The organism is bacterium (assembly GCA_035281585.1).
Classification (GTDB): Bacteria; UBA10199; UBA10199; order DSSB01; family DSSB01; genus DATEDP01.
In genome coordinates, this window is the sequence record DATEDP010000039.1 from 1 (window position 1) to 17,963 (window position 17,963).

Consider the following 17,963-nt stretch of genomic DNA (forward strand, 5'->3'; position numbering starts at 1 on the left):
CTCGACTGAGTCAGGAGCCAAGTCGATACCGGCCCCTGGGCGGCCCAACGTCGGGCCACCAGGCCCATCGCCGCTCCGCTGCCCCGCAGGGCTCCCAAGGTCAAGAGACCGGCGCCCCATTCGCGGCTCAAGGCAGGGACGCTCCAGACCTGATCTCGGCCCAAGGCGGCGTTGCCGAGACGAATCGCCAAGGGAAAAACCATGGACTCGGCGCCGAGGCCGCCCAAGGCCGCGACCGTTCTTGCCCCCATTCCCCGGGAGAGAAAGGAAGCCGGAGCGGCCGAGAGGCGCGCCAAACCGGCCAAACGTGCCACTCGGAAGACGGCGCCGGCGGCGCTCATCGCGAAGATAGCCGAGGGATCGGTGCTGTGGCCGATGAAACGGCGAAGGAAGACTTCGGCCCGGATTCCCAAGGGACCGCCGCCCATCAGGCCTTGGAAGCGGGCTTGGGCCCGGCGCCGAACGCTGTCGAATTCGCCGCCTTCCGGACTGGCTAAGCCGGCGTAAATTTCGGCCGCCCGGCTTTCCTGGCCTCGCGCTTCCAATCGTCCGGCCAAAGAGAGGAGCCCCTCGGCTCTCAGCTCGGGATCGCGCTCGGCGGACAGGGAACGCCATTCGGGTATGGTGGAAAGAGATCGGCTCATGGCACGGTAAGCGGAAAATTCGGGAAATGGCAGGAAAAGTTGCGGTGAAGGCCGAATGGGTTCCTAAAAGCCGGCATTCGCGAATGCCGCGAGCGAAGCCGAACCCAGGGCCGCTTCGCCGGCCGGACCGTCGAAGGGAACGAACAGAAGCACAGCGGCTCCAACCGCCGCCAAAGCCCCGGCCGCGCTCCAACCAACCCTTCCCCAATCCATGCCTTTGTCTAAATTGCGAATCGGAGCCGAATCCTGATGGGAGCCGGGATTGTTCAGAGTCGGAACGGAATCTTGAGGACCCTGAGGGCGACCGGGTCCACGACAAGTTCGCCAGGAATGATAATGCTGGATTCCCGAATTCAACGCTAAAATCGAAGTCGAGAGGGCCCACATTTCGGATAGCCGCGGACCTTCTGAAATCTTCCAATTATAAGCGTTTAATGCCGTGGCGGTATAGGACAGCGCAGTAGTGACTTTGCTGCTTCCGCAATCATCGAATTTCCAAAACGGAGCTCCGGCCGCAAGCGAATCGGCATCGATATTATTATTCAGCTGGTTCTCGGACGCCCCTTTTAATTTTTCAACGGGATTGAAGTCGACGAGCGCGCGTGAGTAATCCACTCGGTTCGAACTTTCCATGGGAGCCCCTTTCCAAGGAAAAATATAGTCGGAAACCTATCATCGGCGGATATAGCTCCCAGTTGAGAATCTTTTCAAGAGCCTATCGCATTCAATTGCTCGACACCATCAGCGGCGACTGGACCATGAACTTCATGGTCTGCTCGAAGAACTCGAAGACCCGGTCCATCAGCTTGTGGGCGTCGCGGTTCTGGGCCTTCAAGTGCTTGGCCAGCTCGAGGTAAATCCCCTGGATCTCTTGCTTGAGCCCGCGGGAGAAATAGATCGAAGTCTCGCCCGGCGAATGCGGATTGAAGGAAGCGCTTTTCTTGGCGAGATGCTCGTGAAACTCGAGGGTGCAGAGAGCTTGGGCCATCTCGCGGGGGCAGAGCTCTTCCAGTCTTTGGAGGAGGTCTTCGACGGCCTCGCTCGGAAGCTGAGAAGACTCGGATCGGTTTTGAAATTGCCCGATAGACACGCCCTTACTCCTAAGGGGTTTATCGGGGTTTTCAGGGATTTGTTGCGGAGTTGTCATCCTGAGCGAAGCGAAGGATCTGCGACCTGCCAAGCCTGTTTGAAAACTCTTAAGTCCCTTCGTCTCTTCGGAGGGATTCTGTGGGAACGAAGGGACGTTTGGATTTAAATAGTTCCTTAGCCAGTCGCAGATCCTTCGCTTCGCTCAGGATGACATTGCTCAGTAATTCAGCTGGTATTCCCGCCGAAGCAGGTCCTGCAAGGTTTCGCCGCCGGAGGTGCCGCTGCGAACCCAGGTCAGCACCAGGCGTCCGCTGTCCGAAACGTGGGCTTGGACGTTGGAGTTGGAGGTGCCGGTCATCGAGATCGAGGAGAAGTCGGCCGGCGTGGTGAAAGCTTGGGTCCCGTTGTAGATCCGGGCCAGGATGGCGCCGGCCTCTTCCCAAGCGAAGACGAAATTGCCGCGATGGTCCGCGGCCAGCGACATGGTGTTGGCCAAACCGCTGGAGCGGATTTCGAAAGGATCGCCCGACCCCTCGCCCGAGCCGTTGAAGACCGCTCCCATGATGCCGCCGCCGGCCTTGTTCCAGGCGACCATCATGGTTCCGCCTTCCTGCATCGCCACGCTCAAGCCGAGACTGGCCGAAAAGCCGCCGGTCGTGATCGTCTCGTCGACGCCGGCCGAACGGGTGCCGTCGAAGGTGCGTAGCCGGATTTGATTGTCCGAGACGATTTCGGCCAAAACCCAATGACCGCTCTCGTCGCGATTGACCGCATAGCGCCGGGGCGCGGCGCCCAAGTTTTGGGGTGAGCCTTGGGCCACGCCGCCGGCATTGAAGGCCGCGGCCATCAATTGATCGTTGCCGTCGCGGTAGACCGCGACGAAGCCGTCGGCGGTGGCGACGAGCTGGGCGTCGGGCAAGGTCGTGCGAATGGCGGCGGGCAAGATCGTGATCTCGCTGCCCTCGACCGCGCCGCCGGCCGAGATGCGATGGCCGACGATGCTCGACGGCTCATCCTCGCCGGTGGCCTTGGTGTAGGCGACGATGCTCGAGCCGTCGTCCATGGTGGCCGACGTGGTGAACTTGTGCAGGGCCGAAGTGTCGTTGCTGGCGGTCAGCAAGGTCCCGTCGGACCCGCCGTTGCGGACATAGGCAAAGGTGCCGGTTTCGGCCGGAGTCGTCGAGTTGAAGACCGACCAGGCAACCGCGGTGGCCGAAGCGCCGCCCGAAAGATCGTACTCATTCAAATTTCCGCGCAAGGGCTGGGCATTCATCACGACGGCTTCGCCTTGAGGAGTGGCCGAGCGGACCGGGTCACCCGGTTCGACCGGATCCGGCGCCGAGCTGCAAGCCACCGGACCGGAAAGCACCGACCAAAGGCTGTGGGCGATGGGATTGCCCCAATTTCTTTGGAGGGGCGGCCGCGAATCGCGGAGGGCATCGGCGATCAGATGGGAGCGCGAAACCTGGGCATAGCGGTCGACCGGAGCGGCGCTTGGGGCCGGGGCTTCGCAGACCGGAGCCGGGTCCAAGACGGATTCGGCGCGGCAAACGCCAGCGGCTTCGTCATAAATAACGCCAGGGGGCGGGGAAATTCGAGTTGGGGCCGTCATCTTAAAAAACCCTCCGATATTCCTAGAATAATCGACGGATTCCGGCGAAAGTTGCGCCCCTGGGACCGGAACGGGGCCGAAGCCCCTTGCTACCGAGATCCCGTTGCAAGGCCCTTTAAGGGCCGCACTGCGTCAAACCCTGTAACCCATGAATAGAAAGAAGTCCTTAAAAAAGCTCTCCCGGCGCAGCCAATCCCTCAGCTCCTTCCTGGCGATGGAAGTCATGGAAAAGATCCACGGGATGGCGGCCCTGGGCCACGACGTCATCAGCTTTTCGGTCGGCGAGCCCGATTTCCCGGCCCCGCCGGCGGTCAAGGCGGCGGCCGCCGCCGGCTTGAAGCGCGACTTCACCAAATACACTCACTCGCTCGGGCTGATCGAGCTGCGCGAGGCGATCTGTGAGCACTACCGCAGGCGCTACCGGGTGACGCTTCACCCCGATCAAATCCTGGTCAGCGCCGGCACCTCGCCGGCCATGCTGGTTCTCTTCGGCGCCCTGCTCGATCCCGGCGACCGAGTGCTGCTGAGCGATCCTCATTATCCTTGCTACGCGAACTTTCTGCGCTTCGCCCAAGCCCAAGCCTCCTTCGTCAAGGTCCGAGAAGAAGATGGCTTCCAATTCCGCATCGAGGAGGTGAAAAAAAAGCTGGGCCCCCGAGTGAAGGCGATCTTGATCAATTCGCCTGCCAATCCCACCGGCGGGACTCTCTCCTCGGCCCAGCTCAAGGCCTTGGCCGCCACCGGCCGCTATTTGATCAGCGACGAGGTCTATCATGGCCTGACCTATGAGGGGGAAGAGCGCTCGATCCTGGAGTTCACCGACCGAGCCTTCGTCCTGAACGGCTTCTCCAAGGCCTATGCGATGACCGGCTTTCGCCTGGGCTATTGCATCTTCCCCCGGGCCTTCACCAAAACTTTCCAGAACATGGCTCAGAATTTTTTCATCTCGACTTCAAGCTTCGTGCAGTTGGCGGGGATTGCGGCTCTCAAGCATGCCGACAAGGATCAAGCCGAGATGCGGCGGCGCTTCGCCGAGCGGCGTCGGGCAATGTTGAAGGGGGTGCGAGCTTTGGGCTTCGGGGTGGCGGCCGACCCGAAAGGCGCCTTCTACGTCTTCGCCAATGCCAAGCACTACACGGGCGATTCGCGGCGCTTCGCCTTCGATTTGCTGGCCAAGGCCAAGGTGGGACTGACGCCGGGCATCGATTTCGGAGCCTCGGGCGAGGGTTACCTCCGTTTTTCCTATGCGACGGACTTGGCCAAGATCCGCGAGGGTCTGGCGAGAATCGGGGATTATCTGAAAAACCGGCGGTTGATTCGCTGAAATCCTCCCCCCCTTTGAAAAAGGGGGGCTGGGGGGATTTAAAATCGCCGCAAAAAAATCCAGCTCCTTGCATTTACCAAGCGCTGCAAAATCCCCCCTTTTTCAAAGGGGGGTATTCGTCTTCGTTTCTTCTTTGGAGAGGCGCTTCGGCGCGACCTTCGGAACATCATTGCCGACCGCATCCAAATCCTCGGCCGAGGAATCGCGCGGCGTCGAAGGCAGGGCTTCGGTTTCCGAATCTTCGCTCAAGTCGCGTTCTTCGACCTCGGGCTTGCCGGCGAAGTAATCGCGGATCGCGGTGCCGGCCCGCTTGAATCCCCGGCCCATCGTCACTCCAGCCTTCTTGAAGGCGTTGCCGGTCACCTTGGCGCCCTTGACGAAGCCCCGACCCAAACCCTTGGCCCCGTCGGAAAAGTCCTTGCCGGCCTCGCCGGCCAAGGAGTCGTTTTCAGGGTCGACTTGAGCCGAATTGTTGGGAGCCGCCTCCGGGGCGCTGGTCATGCTTTGCAAGGCCTTCGTCGAATCTTGGTCTTGGCTCGCCGCCAAGGCGGGCCCCGCGCTGAGCGCGAGGAGCAAGGTTAAGCTCAAAAAATTGTACTTATACACAGGGACCTCCTTCCGGTCTTCACTTCAGATTTCATGGACTTATCATACTTGTTCCACAAGGGGAAGCAGGATGTCATCCCGAGCGTAACGAGGGATCCCTGCGAAGTATATTTTCGTAAAACATCCTCCGCAGGGATTCCTCGTCGCTTTGCTCCTCGGAATGACAAAAAAAATGCCCCAGTGTGAACTGGGGCAATGGTAGGCATTTGATGGTGCAATCAGATGCCGAGGAATTTTATGAGGGCTTGAAAAAGTCTTTCACGAAGTCGCTGGCGTCGGATTCGTCGACTTCCCAGAGCGGGCCGACTTTGGGAGGCGGAGTTTTTTCCTTGTTGCGGTCTTGGCCGGAGACCGGCTGAGTTTCCAGGTCTTCCTTGGTAAAATCTTCGAAGAAGTCGGATTTGTCGCGTTTGGGATTGGTCCAAGTCATGGAGTGCTCTTTCCTTCCTCTGATATGAAGAATTCGTGCATAAAATAGGCCATGGAGGCCCATTGAGCGCTCTTATAGAATAATTTAATAAAAACAATAGTTTGAATGGAGATTCGGGCAACGCTGGAAACGCCAAGAAGCCCTGAATTGAGGGGCATACTCCACAATTGGCAAAAAATCTGAGGTCCCTACCCTCCAAATTCAACCAATTTGGTACAGGAATTTGAGCCTTGGGCGGGCCAAATCGGGCGTGTAAACGGCCTCTCACCCCTTCTTCAGGGGTCAAGAGGGCGAAATTGGGGTCTTCCAACCCCGACTCAAGGTTTCGAATTCCAATGAATATTTCGCCCCTTTCACAACACCTTAGAACGCCGCGGCGAAAATAGAGGGTAGAGGGCTTGGGCCGGCGGGGGCGTAAGCATAGCTTTCTTTCTATTCCCCTTCCGACAAAACAAAATCCGTGGCTGGACAATGAAACCCAAGGGTTTCAAAATGCTTAGGGGCGGTTCCATTCCTCCCAAGCGCTCAGGAGAATAGAATTCATGAGTAATCCGATTAAGAATAATCAGACTCCTCCCACTTCGAACGATCCCTACTCCAAGAGCTACGGCAACGATCCTTATGGCGGCGATTATGGCAGCGGCGGTTACGACCCCGGCATGGGCGACAACGGCGCGGTCCCGCCCGATAGCTATTCCGGCTACGAGGACATGAATTACGGCGACTACGGCGACTTCAGCGACATGAACGGAGACTTTGAGGTCGAGGGCGGCGACGAGGGTTATGGCGACGACGCCGGCATGGGCGCCGGCGGCCCGATCACCGAAGCTTCGGTCCGCGCCATGTTGCGCGACCTTCAGGGCACCCTTTCGGAAGATGACTACCGCGCCTTCCAAGGCCGCATCAATGCCACCACCGGCATGAGCCCGGAGCGGGCGGCGGCCGAGCTCCAAGCGATCGCCGAAGAGCTCAACATGATCGCCAATCCCCAAGAGTCGGTGGACGGCATGGTGGGCGAGGATGGCGAGCCGGTAAACAATGAAGCGCACGCCAAGTCCGTCGAAGAGTTCAAGGATGAGCTCGAGGACTATCGCGACGACGTCATGGACATGGAGAATCTGACCGAGGCCGAGAAGACCGAATACTGCGGCGCCATCGACCGGATGATCAATGACATCGAGCTCGCCGAGAAGGATCCGGCCCGCTTGGCCGATATCGACGTCGAAGGGATGCGCGAGGAGCTCAACGAGCTCAAGACCGGCGTCGACGGCAGCAACCTGCACTCCCAGGGCGTCAAGGGCTTGGCCGAGCTGGCCGGCATGACTCCCGAAGAGCTCGCTGCCAAGGCCGAAGCCTCGGGCATCAGCTTGGACAACCTCTCGCTGCCGCCTCCGATGGAGCTCTTCGACTTCCTCAAGGAGATTTCGCCGGAGCTTAAGACCAAGCTCGAGGCCGTGGAAACCGCGGCGAACGAACGAGCTAAGTTCTACGAGGACAACAAATACGCTGCCGACTCCATAAACTCTTCCAACACCCGCAGCACTACCGACGGCGACAACAGCGACACAACGGCGTGGCAAAATCTCTATGATTTGAAATACCATCAAGACGATAAAAGCAAAGCCGTTATGGATGCAATGAAAGCGGTTACGGAAACCTTGACCCCGCTTTTGGAAGCACTTTACCCGGGGCAAGATGTTAAACCGGTTGAAGTTTCCGGATATAGCGGCTGGGAATTGACCCACCAACAATACCTAGTAGCCGATCAAATTAGCATTGGCGGCACGGTCATTGACCTATTCAGCGACCTTGACGGAAAAATCTCTCCCTCCACCACGCTTACCGAGAGCGAAATCAACATTGAAATACCGTCCATCAAGTATGACAACGAGGGCGACGGACAATGGAAACCGCCGGATCTGCAAACCTTCGGAGATCCACAAGTCGGAAAATCCAATTATGATTCCGACGCCGGATAACGCGGCGAACCGCTAAATTTAAATTCTGGTTGGAAAATACGCTCTTACCTTGCTGAGCTCGGCATTTTTTTCGACTGCTTGCCGAAAGACCAGGCTTCTTTTTTTGACGGTCATATGAACCGCGGGCTCCGGACGAGCGGCTGGCGAGAAAAGAACAATGTCGCCCTTCTCTGCCAACCGATTCGCTATTTCAACGGCCGTTTCCAGATTTTCGGACATGAGTATCTGAGTGGAGCCCTCCCAATGCTTCCGGAAATGTTCCCGGTTCATGCCAAAAACAACGAGGGCCTTTGCCTTCTTGGCGATAGTGTCCTTGAGCATCCAATATAGCTGGTGTTCCATATATTCCCCTCCGGCAATCAATATGACTTTGCCGTCCGGGAATGTTTGCAGACTTTTCAAAGTGGCGATCGCGTTGGAAGACCTGGCGTCGCTATAATAAGCCACCCCTCCGATCTTCGTTATCAGCTCTACGCGATCGGGCAAAGGAGCCACGGTTTCGATTGTTTTACGGATGATCTCGTCGGGAATACCGCAAATTTTTGCCACCAGAACGGCAGCGGCCAAGTTTTCGATGTTATGCGGCCCGGGAAAAGAAAATCGCTCTAATCTATACTTAGATTCATTACCCTTCCCGTCGCGGAACCGCAAAGAGTTACCTCGAGAACGGTAAAAAATACCTACCTCAAGCTCCTCATACACCGAGAATCGCAAAGCTTTCGCCTTGGACCCAACCTCTCGAATGATCTCCTGAATTTCATGAGATGCTTGATGCACCAGGAAGTCATCTTCACCCTGCCCGGAAAAGATTTTCGATTTGGCCAACCCGTAGCTCCTCATCGAGTCATGCCTATCGGAATGCCCGGGATATAGATTCAAGAATACCGCGATATGAGGCCGAAACCTTTCGGTCTCGCGGAGCCGAGCGCTGCTCAATTCCAGCAGCACATAGTCATATGGAGTTTTCTCACACAAAGACTGGGCAAAGTCCACGTGGTCCCCGCCCGCCGTCAATACCTTCTTGCCGCCGGCCTCAAGGAAGGCCTTCACCAGATGGATGGTGGTGGATTTGCCATTGGAACCGGTGATGGCGATGATGGGACGTGTATAAAAGTGTGAGGCCAGCTCCAAATCGGTAAGAAAGGTCTTTCCCGCAGCTCTTAAAGGATCGGTGACTTCATGATAGTGATAGCCGCCGGAAGTGAGAATGACATAGTCTTGGCTTTCAAGTGCCTGCCGCGTGGGACTTTCAACAAACAACTCATAGCTAACGGTTTTTAGCTCTGCCCGGATTCGCTTTAGATCGTTCTCGGTGGCGACGCCATAGGCCTGAACTTTGGCACCCTGCGCCGCTAAAAAACGAATTGCCGCAACCCCTGCATCCATCAAGCCCAGGACCGCGACCCTTTTTCCCTTTAAAACCAACATCCAAAAAAAATACCCAAAAAACCATGGAGTTACAATATAATTCCCCAGTGCTGTCCTATACTCTCATGGAACTGCTAGGCCGGGGTTCCTATTTCGAAATTTACACAGTTCAGAATGACGGAGGCGTCAGGGCCCTAAAAAGGCCGAAGCCTTCCTTAAAAGACGATCCCAACGTTCGGCGAATGCTTCAAACCGAAGCTAAGGTCCTGCAGGCGCTGGAGGGGAACCCTCGCTTTCCAAAAATCTTCCAAGTCGGAGAGGATTCAAGCGGACCTTTTATCTTAATGGAAAGACTCCGCGGAAACAACTTGCAACAGGTCATAGAGCAAAACAAGAAATGCAATACCCCATTCACGCCCCTGGAGGCTGCGAGCATTGCCCTTCAAATCGCCGAGGGCCTCAGCTCCCTTCACGGCTTGTCTTTATCCGATGGCCCGGTGATCCACGCCGATCTCAAGCCGCACAACATTATGCTCGAACTCGAAGGTGACATAAAAATTATCGATTTAACACTTGAAGGCGGAACCTTTGCCTATATGCCCCCTGAAAGAATGGATTCAAGAAAAATTGAAATTTCCGGGGACTTGTTCGCTTTCGGACTAATCCTCTACGAACTGCTCACCAACGAGGTTCTGATTCCCGACAGCACAAAAATGGAAATGTATTTTAAAATGAGGGATCTGCGGCGCAGCATCCCTTCTTTCCCTAATTTCATCCCAGAACCGCTCAGTGACATTATTCGAAAGAGTTTGAATGCGGGCCGGGAGGGCGGTTACTCGTCAGCATCAAGCATCGCTCGAGATTTAAACAGCTATCTCATCGGACACTCGCCTACGGGAATCATTAACAAGCCAACCCTATCGATGCCTCCCTCGATCTCAAAGCCTATAAAAAAAATCAGAGAATTTGGGAAAGTGATGCGGGCGAACGAGCAAGGGTATCTCACAAACGAATGCTCATGGAGACATATTCCCTCGGAATGGCGGCCTCTAATCGATGAGGTCCGAGGCGTCTATTTACGACATCTCGGAGCCAACTTACACAGTGTTTACATCAGGGGCTCCGTCGTAATGGGAACCGCTCATGCCGGGGAGTCCGATCTCGACAGCTTCGCGGTGGTTCATCGAGCGCCGGATCCATCGGATCTTCAATGGATGGAGGAATACGGGGAGCGTTTCCGGCTCAGTTTTCCGCTTTGTCGTTATGTCGAAATTCGTGTTTTACCGCTTCAAGAGCTGCTCAATTCTCTTGAATATCTATCGTGGCGCTTTACCTTGAAAATCCTCTCTCTTTGCATTCAAGGAGAAGATCTAAGCGCTCAATTACCAAATTTTCGGCCAAGTCGCGCGAACGGATTCTTCCTTTTTGGCAATATTTACGAAATCTTGGATACGGCTTCCCGGCGCTTGCGGAGCACTAGGGATGCAGATGAAATCGAAAAAATCTGCTCCTGGGTGATGAAGAAAATTCTTCGCACCGGATTCTCCCTGGTCATGGAAAAGGAGCAGGTTTTCACCCGGGACCTTTATCCCTCCTATGAGCTCTTTTCGAAGCACTACCCGGAGAAGAAGCCGGAAATGCGGCAGGCCTTGGAGTGGGCCGTCAATCCCACCGCGGACAAAGAGGCGCTAGGCCAATATCTCGGAGAATTCGGCGGCTGGTTGGGCAGAGAGTTCGGCAAAAAATAACCCTGAATTTCTCTCAGTCACGCTTTAGCAGCTTCTTGTAGATCGAAGCATTGAGCCGCTTCTGGTTGACTTGCTCGATGATCTCTTTCTTTCGGGCATCCTCGTGTTCAACCGGAACCAGCTCAAAATCCTCGGCCAACACCGGCAAGGCCGATGCGATCACTGCGCCCTTGCGGAGACGAACCTCCTCCTTGAGCGGATTCAGCACGATCGGTATATCCCGGTGCCAAAGGTCCGTGCGCACGAAGCCTTCCTCGATACGAAAGTCATCGTTGCGGTGCACCGCGGAGACAATGAACAAGCCCCAACCGGGCGGCGTCCACCAATAAATCCCCAACTTGAGGGTCACGCTGTGGCCCTGCTCGCGCTGCCAAGGGCTGGAGTAAGAAGGCGATTGGCTCAGATGCACCTTTCTCTCGAAAGCCTCCTCCGGGCTCTTGGGAATGAGTCCAGCGCCCGCGGGAAGCGGCAGCCACAGGTCGCTGAGCGGCATTTTCTTGCCTTCGCGCTCAGCCCAGGCATCCAGTCCCGTATTCGTCCGCCGGATCACATAATCTTCGTTCGATTTAAGCTGAATGCTGTAACGGGAAGCCTCCACCCAAGGCAGGCAATATGAAGGCGGCTTTCTCTCGCCATCCTGGCTGAGATTGAGAGTCTTGATTTCCGGGTCCAGGGCCGAGTCGCCGTTGAGGTTGAGAAATTCAATCTTCATTCTCCATTATTGGCCGCTTTCAGCCCTCGGCGGCAAATGAAATATGGATTACAAAATGAGAACTATTGACGTAATTCCCATCGAACAATAACATCACAAAATGCCACCTTTAACCGTCGACCGCGCTCTCGGGCAAGGGGGGATGGGCACGGTTTATTTGGCGCACGATTCCTCGGGAATCCCTTTCGCCGTCAAGGTTTTGAAGAACGGCTCGGAAGAGCTGCTGCGGATGTTCGAGTCCGAGGCCGGCATTCTCGCCAAGCTCCGCCATCCTCGGCTGGTCGCCATCGAGGGTTTCTCGAGAAGCGGCGACGTGACCGGACTTCCGCCCTCACCCTGCTTTTGGATGGAATACGTCGAGGGCCGGCCGCTGCTCGAAGCCAGCGCCGATGCCGGCTCCGATCAAATTTTGCAATGGCTCGAGGAAGGCCTCGAGGCCCTCCACTATCTCCATCATCAAGGCCTGCTGCACGGGGATCTCAAGCCGGCCAACCTCTTGGTCGACCGCCAGGGCCACCTCAAGTTGGTGGACTTTGGCTTGGCCAGTCTGACGAGCCGACTCTCGGCCCCGCAAGGAGCCCGGCCCGGGGGCTCCCTGCCCTACCTGGCCCCCGAGGCCGTCGAAGGCCGACGCAGCCCGGCCTCCGATCTCTTTTCACTCGGCACCGTTTTCTACCAAGCCTTGAGCGGAACGCATCCGCGCCAAGGCGCCAAGAACCTGAGCCAACTCTTTGCCGCCGACTTCCCCTCGCTCTCGAAAAAAATTCCCGACCTTCCGCGCCGGCCGGCTCGGGTCATCGAAAGGATGATCGAAGCCGACGCCGAACGCCGCCTCCAATCGGCCGGCGACGCGCTGGCGGCCCTGGGTGGCGAAGAACGGCCGGGCGACGAGGGCTCCGAGGAGTCTTTCCACTCCTTCGAAATGTTCGGCGCCGAAGAAGGCCGCGAGGCCTTTCGCCGGTTCCTCGCCGAGCGCTTGGAGAAAAACACCGGCGGCCTGGTTTTAGTTCACGGCATGAGCGGCGTCGGCAAAACACGCTGGATGCGCGAGGCCGCCATCGAGATGGGCTTGGCCGGGCTGAGCCCGAGCGGCTCCCGCCTCATTCACCATGCCGAAACCCTCAAGCCCGAGCAAATCGGCGAAATCTTCCGCTTGCTCCAGGAAGAGTCGTCCGCCCGGGTTCTGGTCCTCGAATATCACGAGGAGCGGCTGAGCCCCGAGCTCGCCGCTCTTTTCGCCTCCCTGACCGCCCGGCCCGACACGCTCGACATCCGCTTGAGCCATCTCGATTTCGCCGACACCGGACGCTTTTTGAAACAGGCCCTGAAAGCGGAAGTCCCCGGCAAGTTGGTCGAAGAGATTTTTTCCCGCACTCAAGGCAATCCGCGCCTGCTCACCGAAACCTGCCGCGATCTCCGGAGCAGCGGTCTCCTGGACCGCAAGCATCTCAATGCCGAAGCCCTGAGCCAAATTCAAATTCCCCAAGGCTTCGAGGAGATCTTTCAAGCCCGGCTTCGCAAAATCGACCCGCCCTTGCGCCGCTTGATCGAAACTCTGACCTTGTCGGCCGAAGGCGCGACCCCCGCCGAGTTGGCCGAGCTCGCGGCGAGCTCGGTCCGCGAGCTGCAACCGAGCTTGGAAACGCTGATGACCTTAGGCCTGATCAAGCTCAAGGACCGCGAGGGCCTGGAAGCCTACCAATTGGCCCATGCCGCCCTGGTCGATCCGATCCTGAGCGGCTTGAAGTCGGAGCGGCGGGAGCAAGGCCACCGCGATTGGATCGCCTTGCTGGAGCGGCGCCGGCCTCAGGCCTTCGCCGCCCTGGCCGCTCATGCCATGGAGCTGCCCAAGCATCCCCGAGCCGTCGAATGGGCCTTGAAAGCCAGCGAGGAGCTTTTCAAAGGCGAACGGTTTACCGAAGCCATCGCCTTGGCCGAGCGCGGCTTGCCCTTGGCTACGGAAAAAACCGCGCGCGACGCCCTGCTCCGGCTGCTCGCCAATGCCTATGGGCGCCAAGGGCATTTTTCCGATTCGATCCAATACATCGAGCGCTGGCATCGCGAAGGTCATGAAGACCCGCTGGGCAACAACGAGGTCAAATTCTGGTTGGCCAGCGGACTTTCCCACAAGAACCTGGGAAACCTCGAGGAAGCCCGGCGCCGCTTCGAGAACTGCATCGCCGGCGGCGATTCGGCCCAAGAGCCTCAAAGAGACTTCCTGGCCCGAGCTCATTCGCTGCTCGGCCAGCTCGATATCGAAGCCGGTGACGACGACTCCGCCGAATCTCACTTCGGCGAGGCTCTCCAGCTCTTGCCTCGGCCCGGCGTCCAGCGAGCCGAAGTCCTCAAGCACCAAGCCCAATTGCTGGCCAAGCGCGGCCGTTGGAGCGAGGCGCTGAACCTGCTCGACCTAGCCGGAAAAATGTATGAAGAGGCCGGCGACCACCAGGGTCGTTTTTCGGTGGCTTTGGAACGGGGCAACTTGGCCTTGGACCAAGGCCGGCTCGACGAAACCGAGGCCGCCTACCAGGAGGCCCAGGCCATCGCTTCGGCCAAACGCGACGAGAATTCCTTGGCTCGGGTCTACCAAAACCTGGGCGTTCTCCAGAGCCGCCGCGGCGACTACCCGTCGGCGCTGGACTATTTGGCGCGGGCCCAGGAGATCTTCGTCTTCTTCGGCAGCGGCTTCGAAAGGGCGATGAACTTCCTGCAGCTGGCCTTGGCCCACGGCGCGGTCGGAAATTTCGCCGAAGCCGAGAGCTTCTGGCGCTCGGCCCAGAGCCAGGGTGAGAGCTCGCCGGAATATGAACGGCGAAGAAAGCAGATTTCCGCTTGGTTATCGCGGTTGAAGCCCGAAAGCTGGATCGCGGAGGCAGTCGAAGCCAAAGCCGAAGTCCCCGACTGGGATCTCGAGGGACGGCTCTTCGGTTTGCTCGATGGCGAGGGAAACGGTGAAACCGATGAAATCCGCCGGCTCCTCCTCCAAATTCAAGCAAGGCTGCCCGACCCGCTCAAGATCCGATTCGAGGAACGAGCCGATTATCGGCATTACGTCCTCCAAGAAAATTCAACCCCATCCTCAAAGGAGAGCCCTCCCATGGACCTTTTGCAAAAGCTGGCGGCCATCACCGCCGAACTGCTCCGCTCCAACCGGCTCGACGACGTCCTCGTCAAGCTCATGGACACGGCGATGGAGCTATCCAAGGCCGAGCGCGGCTTCTTGGTGGTGCGCAGCGAAAACAAAGAGGGCCCGCTGCCGGGCTATGAGATCAAAGTGGCTCGCAATCTTGCCCGGGAGCTGATCGAGAAAGAAGATTCCTCGCTCAGCCTTTCGGCGGTCCGCGAGGCCGTTCAAAGCGGCTCGCCGGTCCTCACCGACAACGCGCTCCAGGACGAGCGCTTCGAGACCGCCGAAAGCGTCCACGCCCTGGAATTGAAGTCGATCCTGGTGCTGCCGCTCAAGGCGACCCAAGGCGTGATCGGAGCACTTTACCTCGACCACCGCTATCAAACCAATCTCTTCAAGCCCGGCGACCTGGTCGCCCTCCAGGCCTTCGCCGACCAAGCGGCCCTGGCCTTGCAAAAAGCCCAAATGATCGAGGAGCTGAAACGGGCCAACGACCGGCTGGCCCAGACCGTCGACGACCAAGCCACCGAGCTCAGCGTCCTCAAGCGCGAGGTCGAGGATCAGCGCCAGAAGCTGACCTTCGAATACAAGGACATCGTCGGCACCTCCCCGGCCATGCTCGAGGTCCTCTCCTTGGTCGACCGCATCACCGAGACCGCGGTGCCGGTCTGGATCTACGGCGAATCGGGCACCGGCAAGGAGATGATCGCCCGGGCCCTCCATTTCAACAGCTCCCGGGCCAAGAAGCCTTTCGTCAGCGAGAACTGCTCGGCCCTGCCCGAGACCCTCCTCGAATCGGAGCTCTTCGGCCACAAGCGCGGCGCCTTCACCCACGCCGACCGCGACAAGAAGGGCCTCCTCGAGTATGCCAACGGCGGCACGATCTTCTTGGACGAGATCGCCGACATGAGCCCGACCATGCAGGCCAAGCTGCTGCGCTTTCTGCAAGAGGGCGAGATCCGGCCGCTCGGCTCCAACGAAACCATCAAAGTGAAGGTCCGGGTCGTCTCGGCCAGCAACAAGGATTTGCTGGCCATGATCGGCGAGGGAAAATTCCGCGAGGACCTCTACTACCGGCTCAACGGCGTGACGGTGAGCCTTCCGCCGCTGCGCGAGCGGCTCGAGGACATCCCGATCCTGGCCCGCCACTTCCTCAAAAAATTCGCCAAGGACGAGGATCAAACTCCGCTCGAGATCACGCCCGAGGCGCTGGAGATGATGATGGCCCATTCCTGGCCGGGCAACGTCCGGGAATTGGAAAACACCCTGCGCACCGCCGCCCTCTTTCATCAAAAGCACAAGCTGACGCCCAAATCCTTCAACTTTAAAAAGGTCTTTTTCGAAGGCAAGCCCGAGGCTCCGGCGGGCGCGCCGAGCGGCGCGGCGCGCAAGACCGCGCCGGCGGCCGCTTCGAACCTCTCCGACGAGAAGCGAATCCTGCTCAAGGCGCTCTACGATCAAGGCTATCACAAGGGGCTGGCGGCCGAGGCGCTGGGAATCTCCCGGCGCTACCTCTACACCCAGATGATGCGGCACGGCGTCCCGATCAACCGGATCGAGATGAAGTCCTACGTGGAATCTCAGTTGGGGCTCAAGTGATAGGCCGGGATCGGATGGATCCGAATCGTGTTGCCGTGAGGCAATAGGCGAACGATCCGGAGCTTAAGCTTTTTGCTGAGCTCCAGCCACTGCTCGTCCGAAAGCGGCTTGGCGGCATCGAGCGCCAGCTCGCCGCCCTTGCTCCAATCGGCCGAGCTCACCCTCACGAAGAAGAAGAGATCTTGGGGCTCTCCGGCCAGCGCCGTCAGGTCGACCTTGCTCTCGGTCGAAACCGGAAAATCACGGTAGCTCGGGCTCTGACATTCGACGATGCCGGGCTTATCGGACCGCGGCAGGTTGAGCACCAGCCAAAGCAGCTTATCCTGGGCCCAAGGCTTGCTCTGGTCCTCGGGCGGAATGAGCGGCTCGATCTCGGCGTCGGGGAAGTTTCCGCAGCCAATCGCCCGAACCCAGACCTCCTGGTTCAGAGCCTGAATGGCCGAGACTTCCAAATCTTGGACGGCCACCATCTGCAAAGTCTTGGAGGTGGGAATCTTTCGAATCGAAGCTTTGCCGAAAGCCTGGCTCGGCCCGAGCTTCGGCCGCTCGATCAAGATTTCGTGGATCGTCTCGGTTTCGCCGTCGAAGTCCAAGGCATGATCGCGCACGAACTTGGTGGCGATGTCGCTGGACGAGGATTGAGAGCCGAGCACGCCATCGCTGCCGGTGGCCGCGGCCACTTCGACTCCTTGGGGAAGGCCCTCGCCGCCGACCGAGCCGGGCAAGCCGGAGCCGCCGCTGCCGCTAAAACCGCCGGCGCAGGCGCTCAACAGGAAAAATAAGCCGAAAACTTTCTTCATGGGAGCTGATGCAGAGATTGAGCCGGCGCATGGGGCGGCATCTGAATCAACACCGGCTCATCGTCCGATTCTTCCTCTTCATCACCCGTCGGAATCTGGATGGGCTTGAGCTCCACCGGCGGCTTGGCCAGGGCATGGACCAGTCGGACCTGGAAGAACGGCGCCGAGCTGTCTTTCTTACATGAGGCTAAGTCGTTCAATTCCTGGATCGAGCCGAAAGCGGTCCAGCTCGACACCGGCTCCGCCGGCTGCTTGGAAACCAGGAAGAAGTAGAGATGATCCTCGAGCATCTCCTGCCCGCTCAAATCGGCTTCACCGGAAGCCGTGAGGGCGAAATCGCGGTAACGGGCCGCCGGCAGCAGCGCGGGATCCCAGTTGTCGTTGTTCAAAGCCATGACCCAAGAGAAGACCTGGCCGCGATGCTGGGCGACGGTGCCGACCTCGCCGGGCGCCTCGCCCAAATCGATCATGCGGAGCACCCGGCCTTCGCAATCGGTGCAAGGCAGGACCTCCTCGGTCGTCTTTTGGTATTTACCGACCTTGGCCTTCGGGAAATAGGCGGGTTCGGTCTCACGGATCAGCCAAGCCGGCGGGTCCTTGCCTTCGGTGGCGAAGCGCAGAGCTAAATCGGTCCCGCAACCACCGGCCAATTCTTGGTAACCGGACTGGCTGGACAGGGTTCCGTCGGCGGCGTTTCCGGTTTCGCCGACCCCGCCCAAGGGACCGCCGATTCCCGTCCCGGGGCTCGAGCTATCCAGGGCTCCGGTGCAAGCCAGCAGGCTAAGACCCAGGCAAAACTTTAGGAAACCCCTTAAGAAAACACTAATAGTAATTGATTTTATTGATTTTTTTAAAGAAACCCCGATCACGAGATCGCCCCTTTTTCACCCGAGCCCTCGATCACCCTTATTATCAGCAATTTCCC

General features: G+C 58.3%; 14 protein-coding genes. 4 read left to right on the plus strand and 10 right to left on the minus strand.

Annotated features, from left to right (window positions below; translation table 11 throughout):
- From VJR29_02900 to VJR29_02915, 4 genes are all read right to left on the minus strand, one after another.
- Window positions 1-644, minus strand: a 644-nt coding sequence (locus tag VJR29_02900; protein ID HKY62343.1) for a hypothetical protein, incomplete at its 3' end; no start/stop codon positions are given.
- A gap of 63 nt (window positions 645-707) precedes the next feature.
- A complete protein-coding gene (locus tag VJR29_02905) occupies window positions 708-1,277 on the minus strand; it encodes a hypothetical protein (protein HKY62344.1) in 570 nt (189 codons plus the stop codon).
- Window positions 1,278-1,368: 91 nt separating this feature from the next.
- Complete coding sequence (locus VJR29_02910) at window positions 1,369-1,734, minus strand: hypothetical protein (GenBank protein HKY62345.1); 366 nt, start codon at window positions 1,732-1,734, stop codon at window positions 1,369-1,371.
- 216 nt (window positions 1,735-1,950) lie between these two features.
- Window positions 1,951-3,345, minus strand: coding sequence for a hypothetical protein (locus VJR29_02915; protein HKY62346.1), 1,395 nt, complete (start codon window positions 3,343-3,345; stop codon window positions 1,951-1,953).
- 148 nt (window positions 3,346-3,493) lie between these two features.
- Here VJR29_02915 and VJR29_02920 point away from each other — a divergent pair, with 148 nt between their 5' ends.
- Complete coding sequence (locus VJR29_02920) at window positions 3,494-4,669, plus strand: pyridoxal phosphate-dependent aminotransferase (protein HKY62347.1); 1,176 nt, start codon at window positions 3,494-3,496, stop codon at window positions 4,667-4,669.
- A gap of 102 nt (window positions 4,670-4,771) precedes the next feature.
- Here VJR29_02920 and VJR29_02925 read toward each other — a convergent pair whose 3' ends face one another.
- Complete coding sequence (locus VJR29_02925; GenBank protein HKY62348.1) at window positions 4,772-5,275, minus strand: hypothetical protein; 504 nt, start codon at window positions 5,273-5,275, stop codon at window positions 4,772-4,774.
- Between the two features lie 235 nt (window positions 5,276-5,510).
- Window positions 5,511-5,705 (minus strand): hypothetical protein, encoded by a 195-nt coding sequence (locus VJR29_02930; GenBank protein HKY62349.1) that lies wholly within the window; start codon window positions 5,703-5,705, stop codon window positions 5,511-5,513.
- Between the two features lie 542 nt (window positions 5,706-6,247).
- Between VJR29_02930 and VJR29_02935 the strand changes: the two genes are divergently transcribed.
- Complete coding sequence (locus tag VJR29_02935) at window positions 6,248-7,684, plus strand: hypothetical protein (protein ID HKY62350.1); 1,437 nt, start codon at window positions 6,248-6,250, stop codon at window positions 7,682-7,684.
- Between the two features lie 18 nt (window positions 7,685-7,702).
- Here VJR29_02935 and murD read toward each other — a convergent pair whose 3' ends face one another.
- The gene (gene murD, locus VJR29_02940) at window positions 7,703-9,112 is read right to left on the minus strand and encodes a UDP-N-acetylmuramoyl-L-alanine--D-glutamate ligase (protein ID HKY62351.1); all 1,410 of its coding nucleotides are present in this window, start codon (window positions 9,110-9,112) and stop codon (window positions 7,703-7,705) included.
- 65 nt (window positions 9,113-9,177) lie between these two features.
- Here murD and VJR29_02945 point away from each other — a divergent pair, with 65 nt between their 5' ends.
- Entirely contained in the window at window positions 9,178-10,800 is a 1,623-nt protein-coding gene (locus VJR29_02945; protein ID HKY62352.1) for a serine/threonine-protein kinase, read from the plus strand.
- Window positions 10,801-10,813: 13 nt separating this feature from the next.
- Here the strand turns inward: VJR29_02945 and VJR29_02950 are convergent, their stop codons facing one another.
- Window positions 10,814-11,512, minus strand: coding sequence for a hypothetical protein (locus VJR29_02950; protein HKY62353.1), 699 nt, complete (start codon window positions 11,510-11,512; stop codon window positions 10,814-10,816).
- 100 nt (window positions 11,513-11,612) lie between these two features.
- Between VJR29_02950 and VJR29_02955 the strand changes: the two genes are divergently transcribed.
- Window positions 11,613-16,238, plus strand: coding sequence for a sigma 54-interacting transcriptional regulator (locus VJR29_02955; GenBank protein HKY62354.1), 4,626 nt, complete (start codon window positions 11,613-11,615; stop codon window positions 16,236-16,238).
- Here the strand turns inward: VJR29_02955 and VJR29_02960 are convergent.
- Complete coding sequence (locus VJR29_02960) at window positions 16,220-17,038, minus strand: hypothetical protein (GenBank protein ID HKY62355.1); 819 nt, start codon at window positions 17,036-17,038, stop codon at window positions 16,220-16,222. The two genes, VJR29_02955 and VJR29_02960, sit on opposite strands and share 19 nt — an antisense overlap.
- Window positions 17,035-17,757, minus strand: a complete 723-nt coding sequence (locus tag VJR29_02965) for a hypothetical protein (GenBank protein ID HKY62356.1) — start codon at window positions 17,755-17,757, stop codon at window positions 17,035-17,037. Before VJR29_02965 ends, VJR29_02960 begins: the two co-directional genes overlap by 4 nt.
- Window positions 17,758-17,963 lie beyond the last annotated feature (206 nt).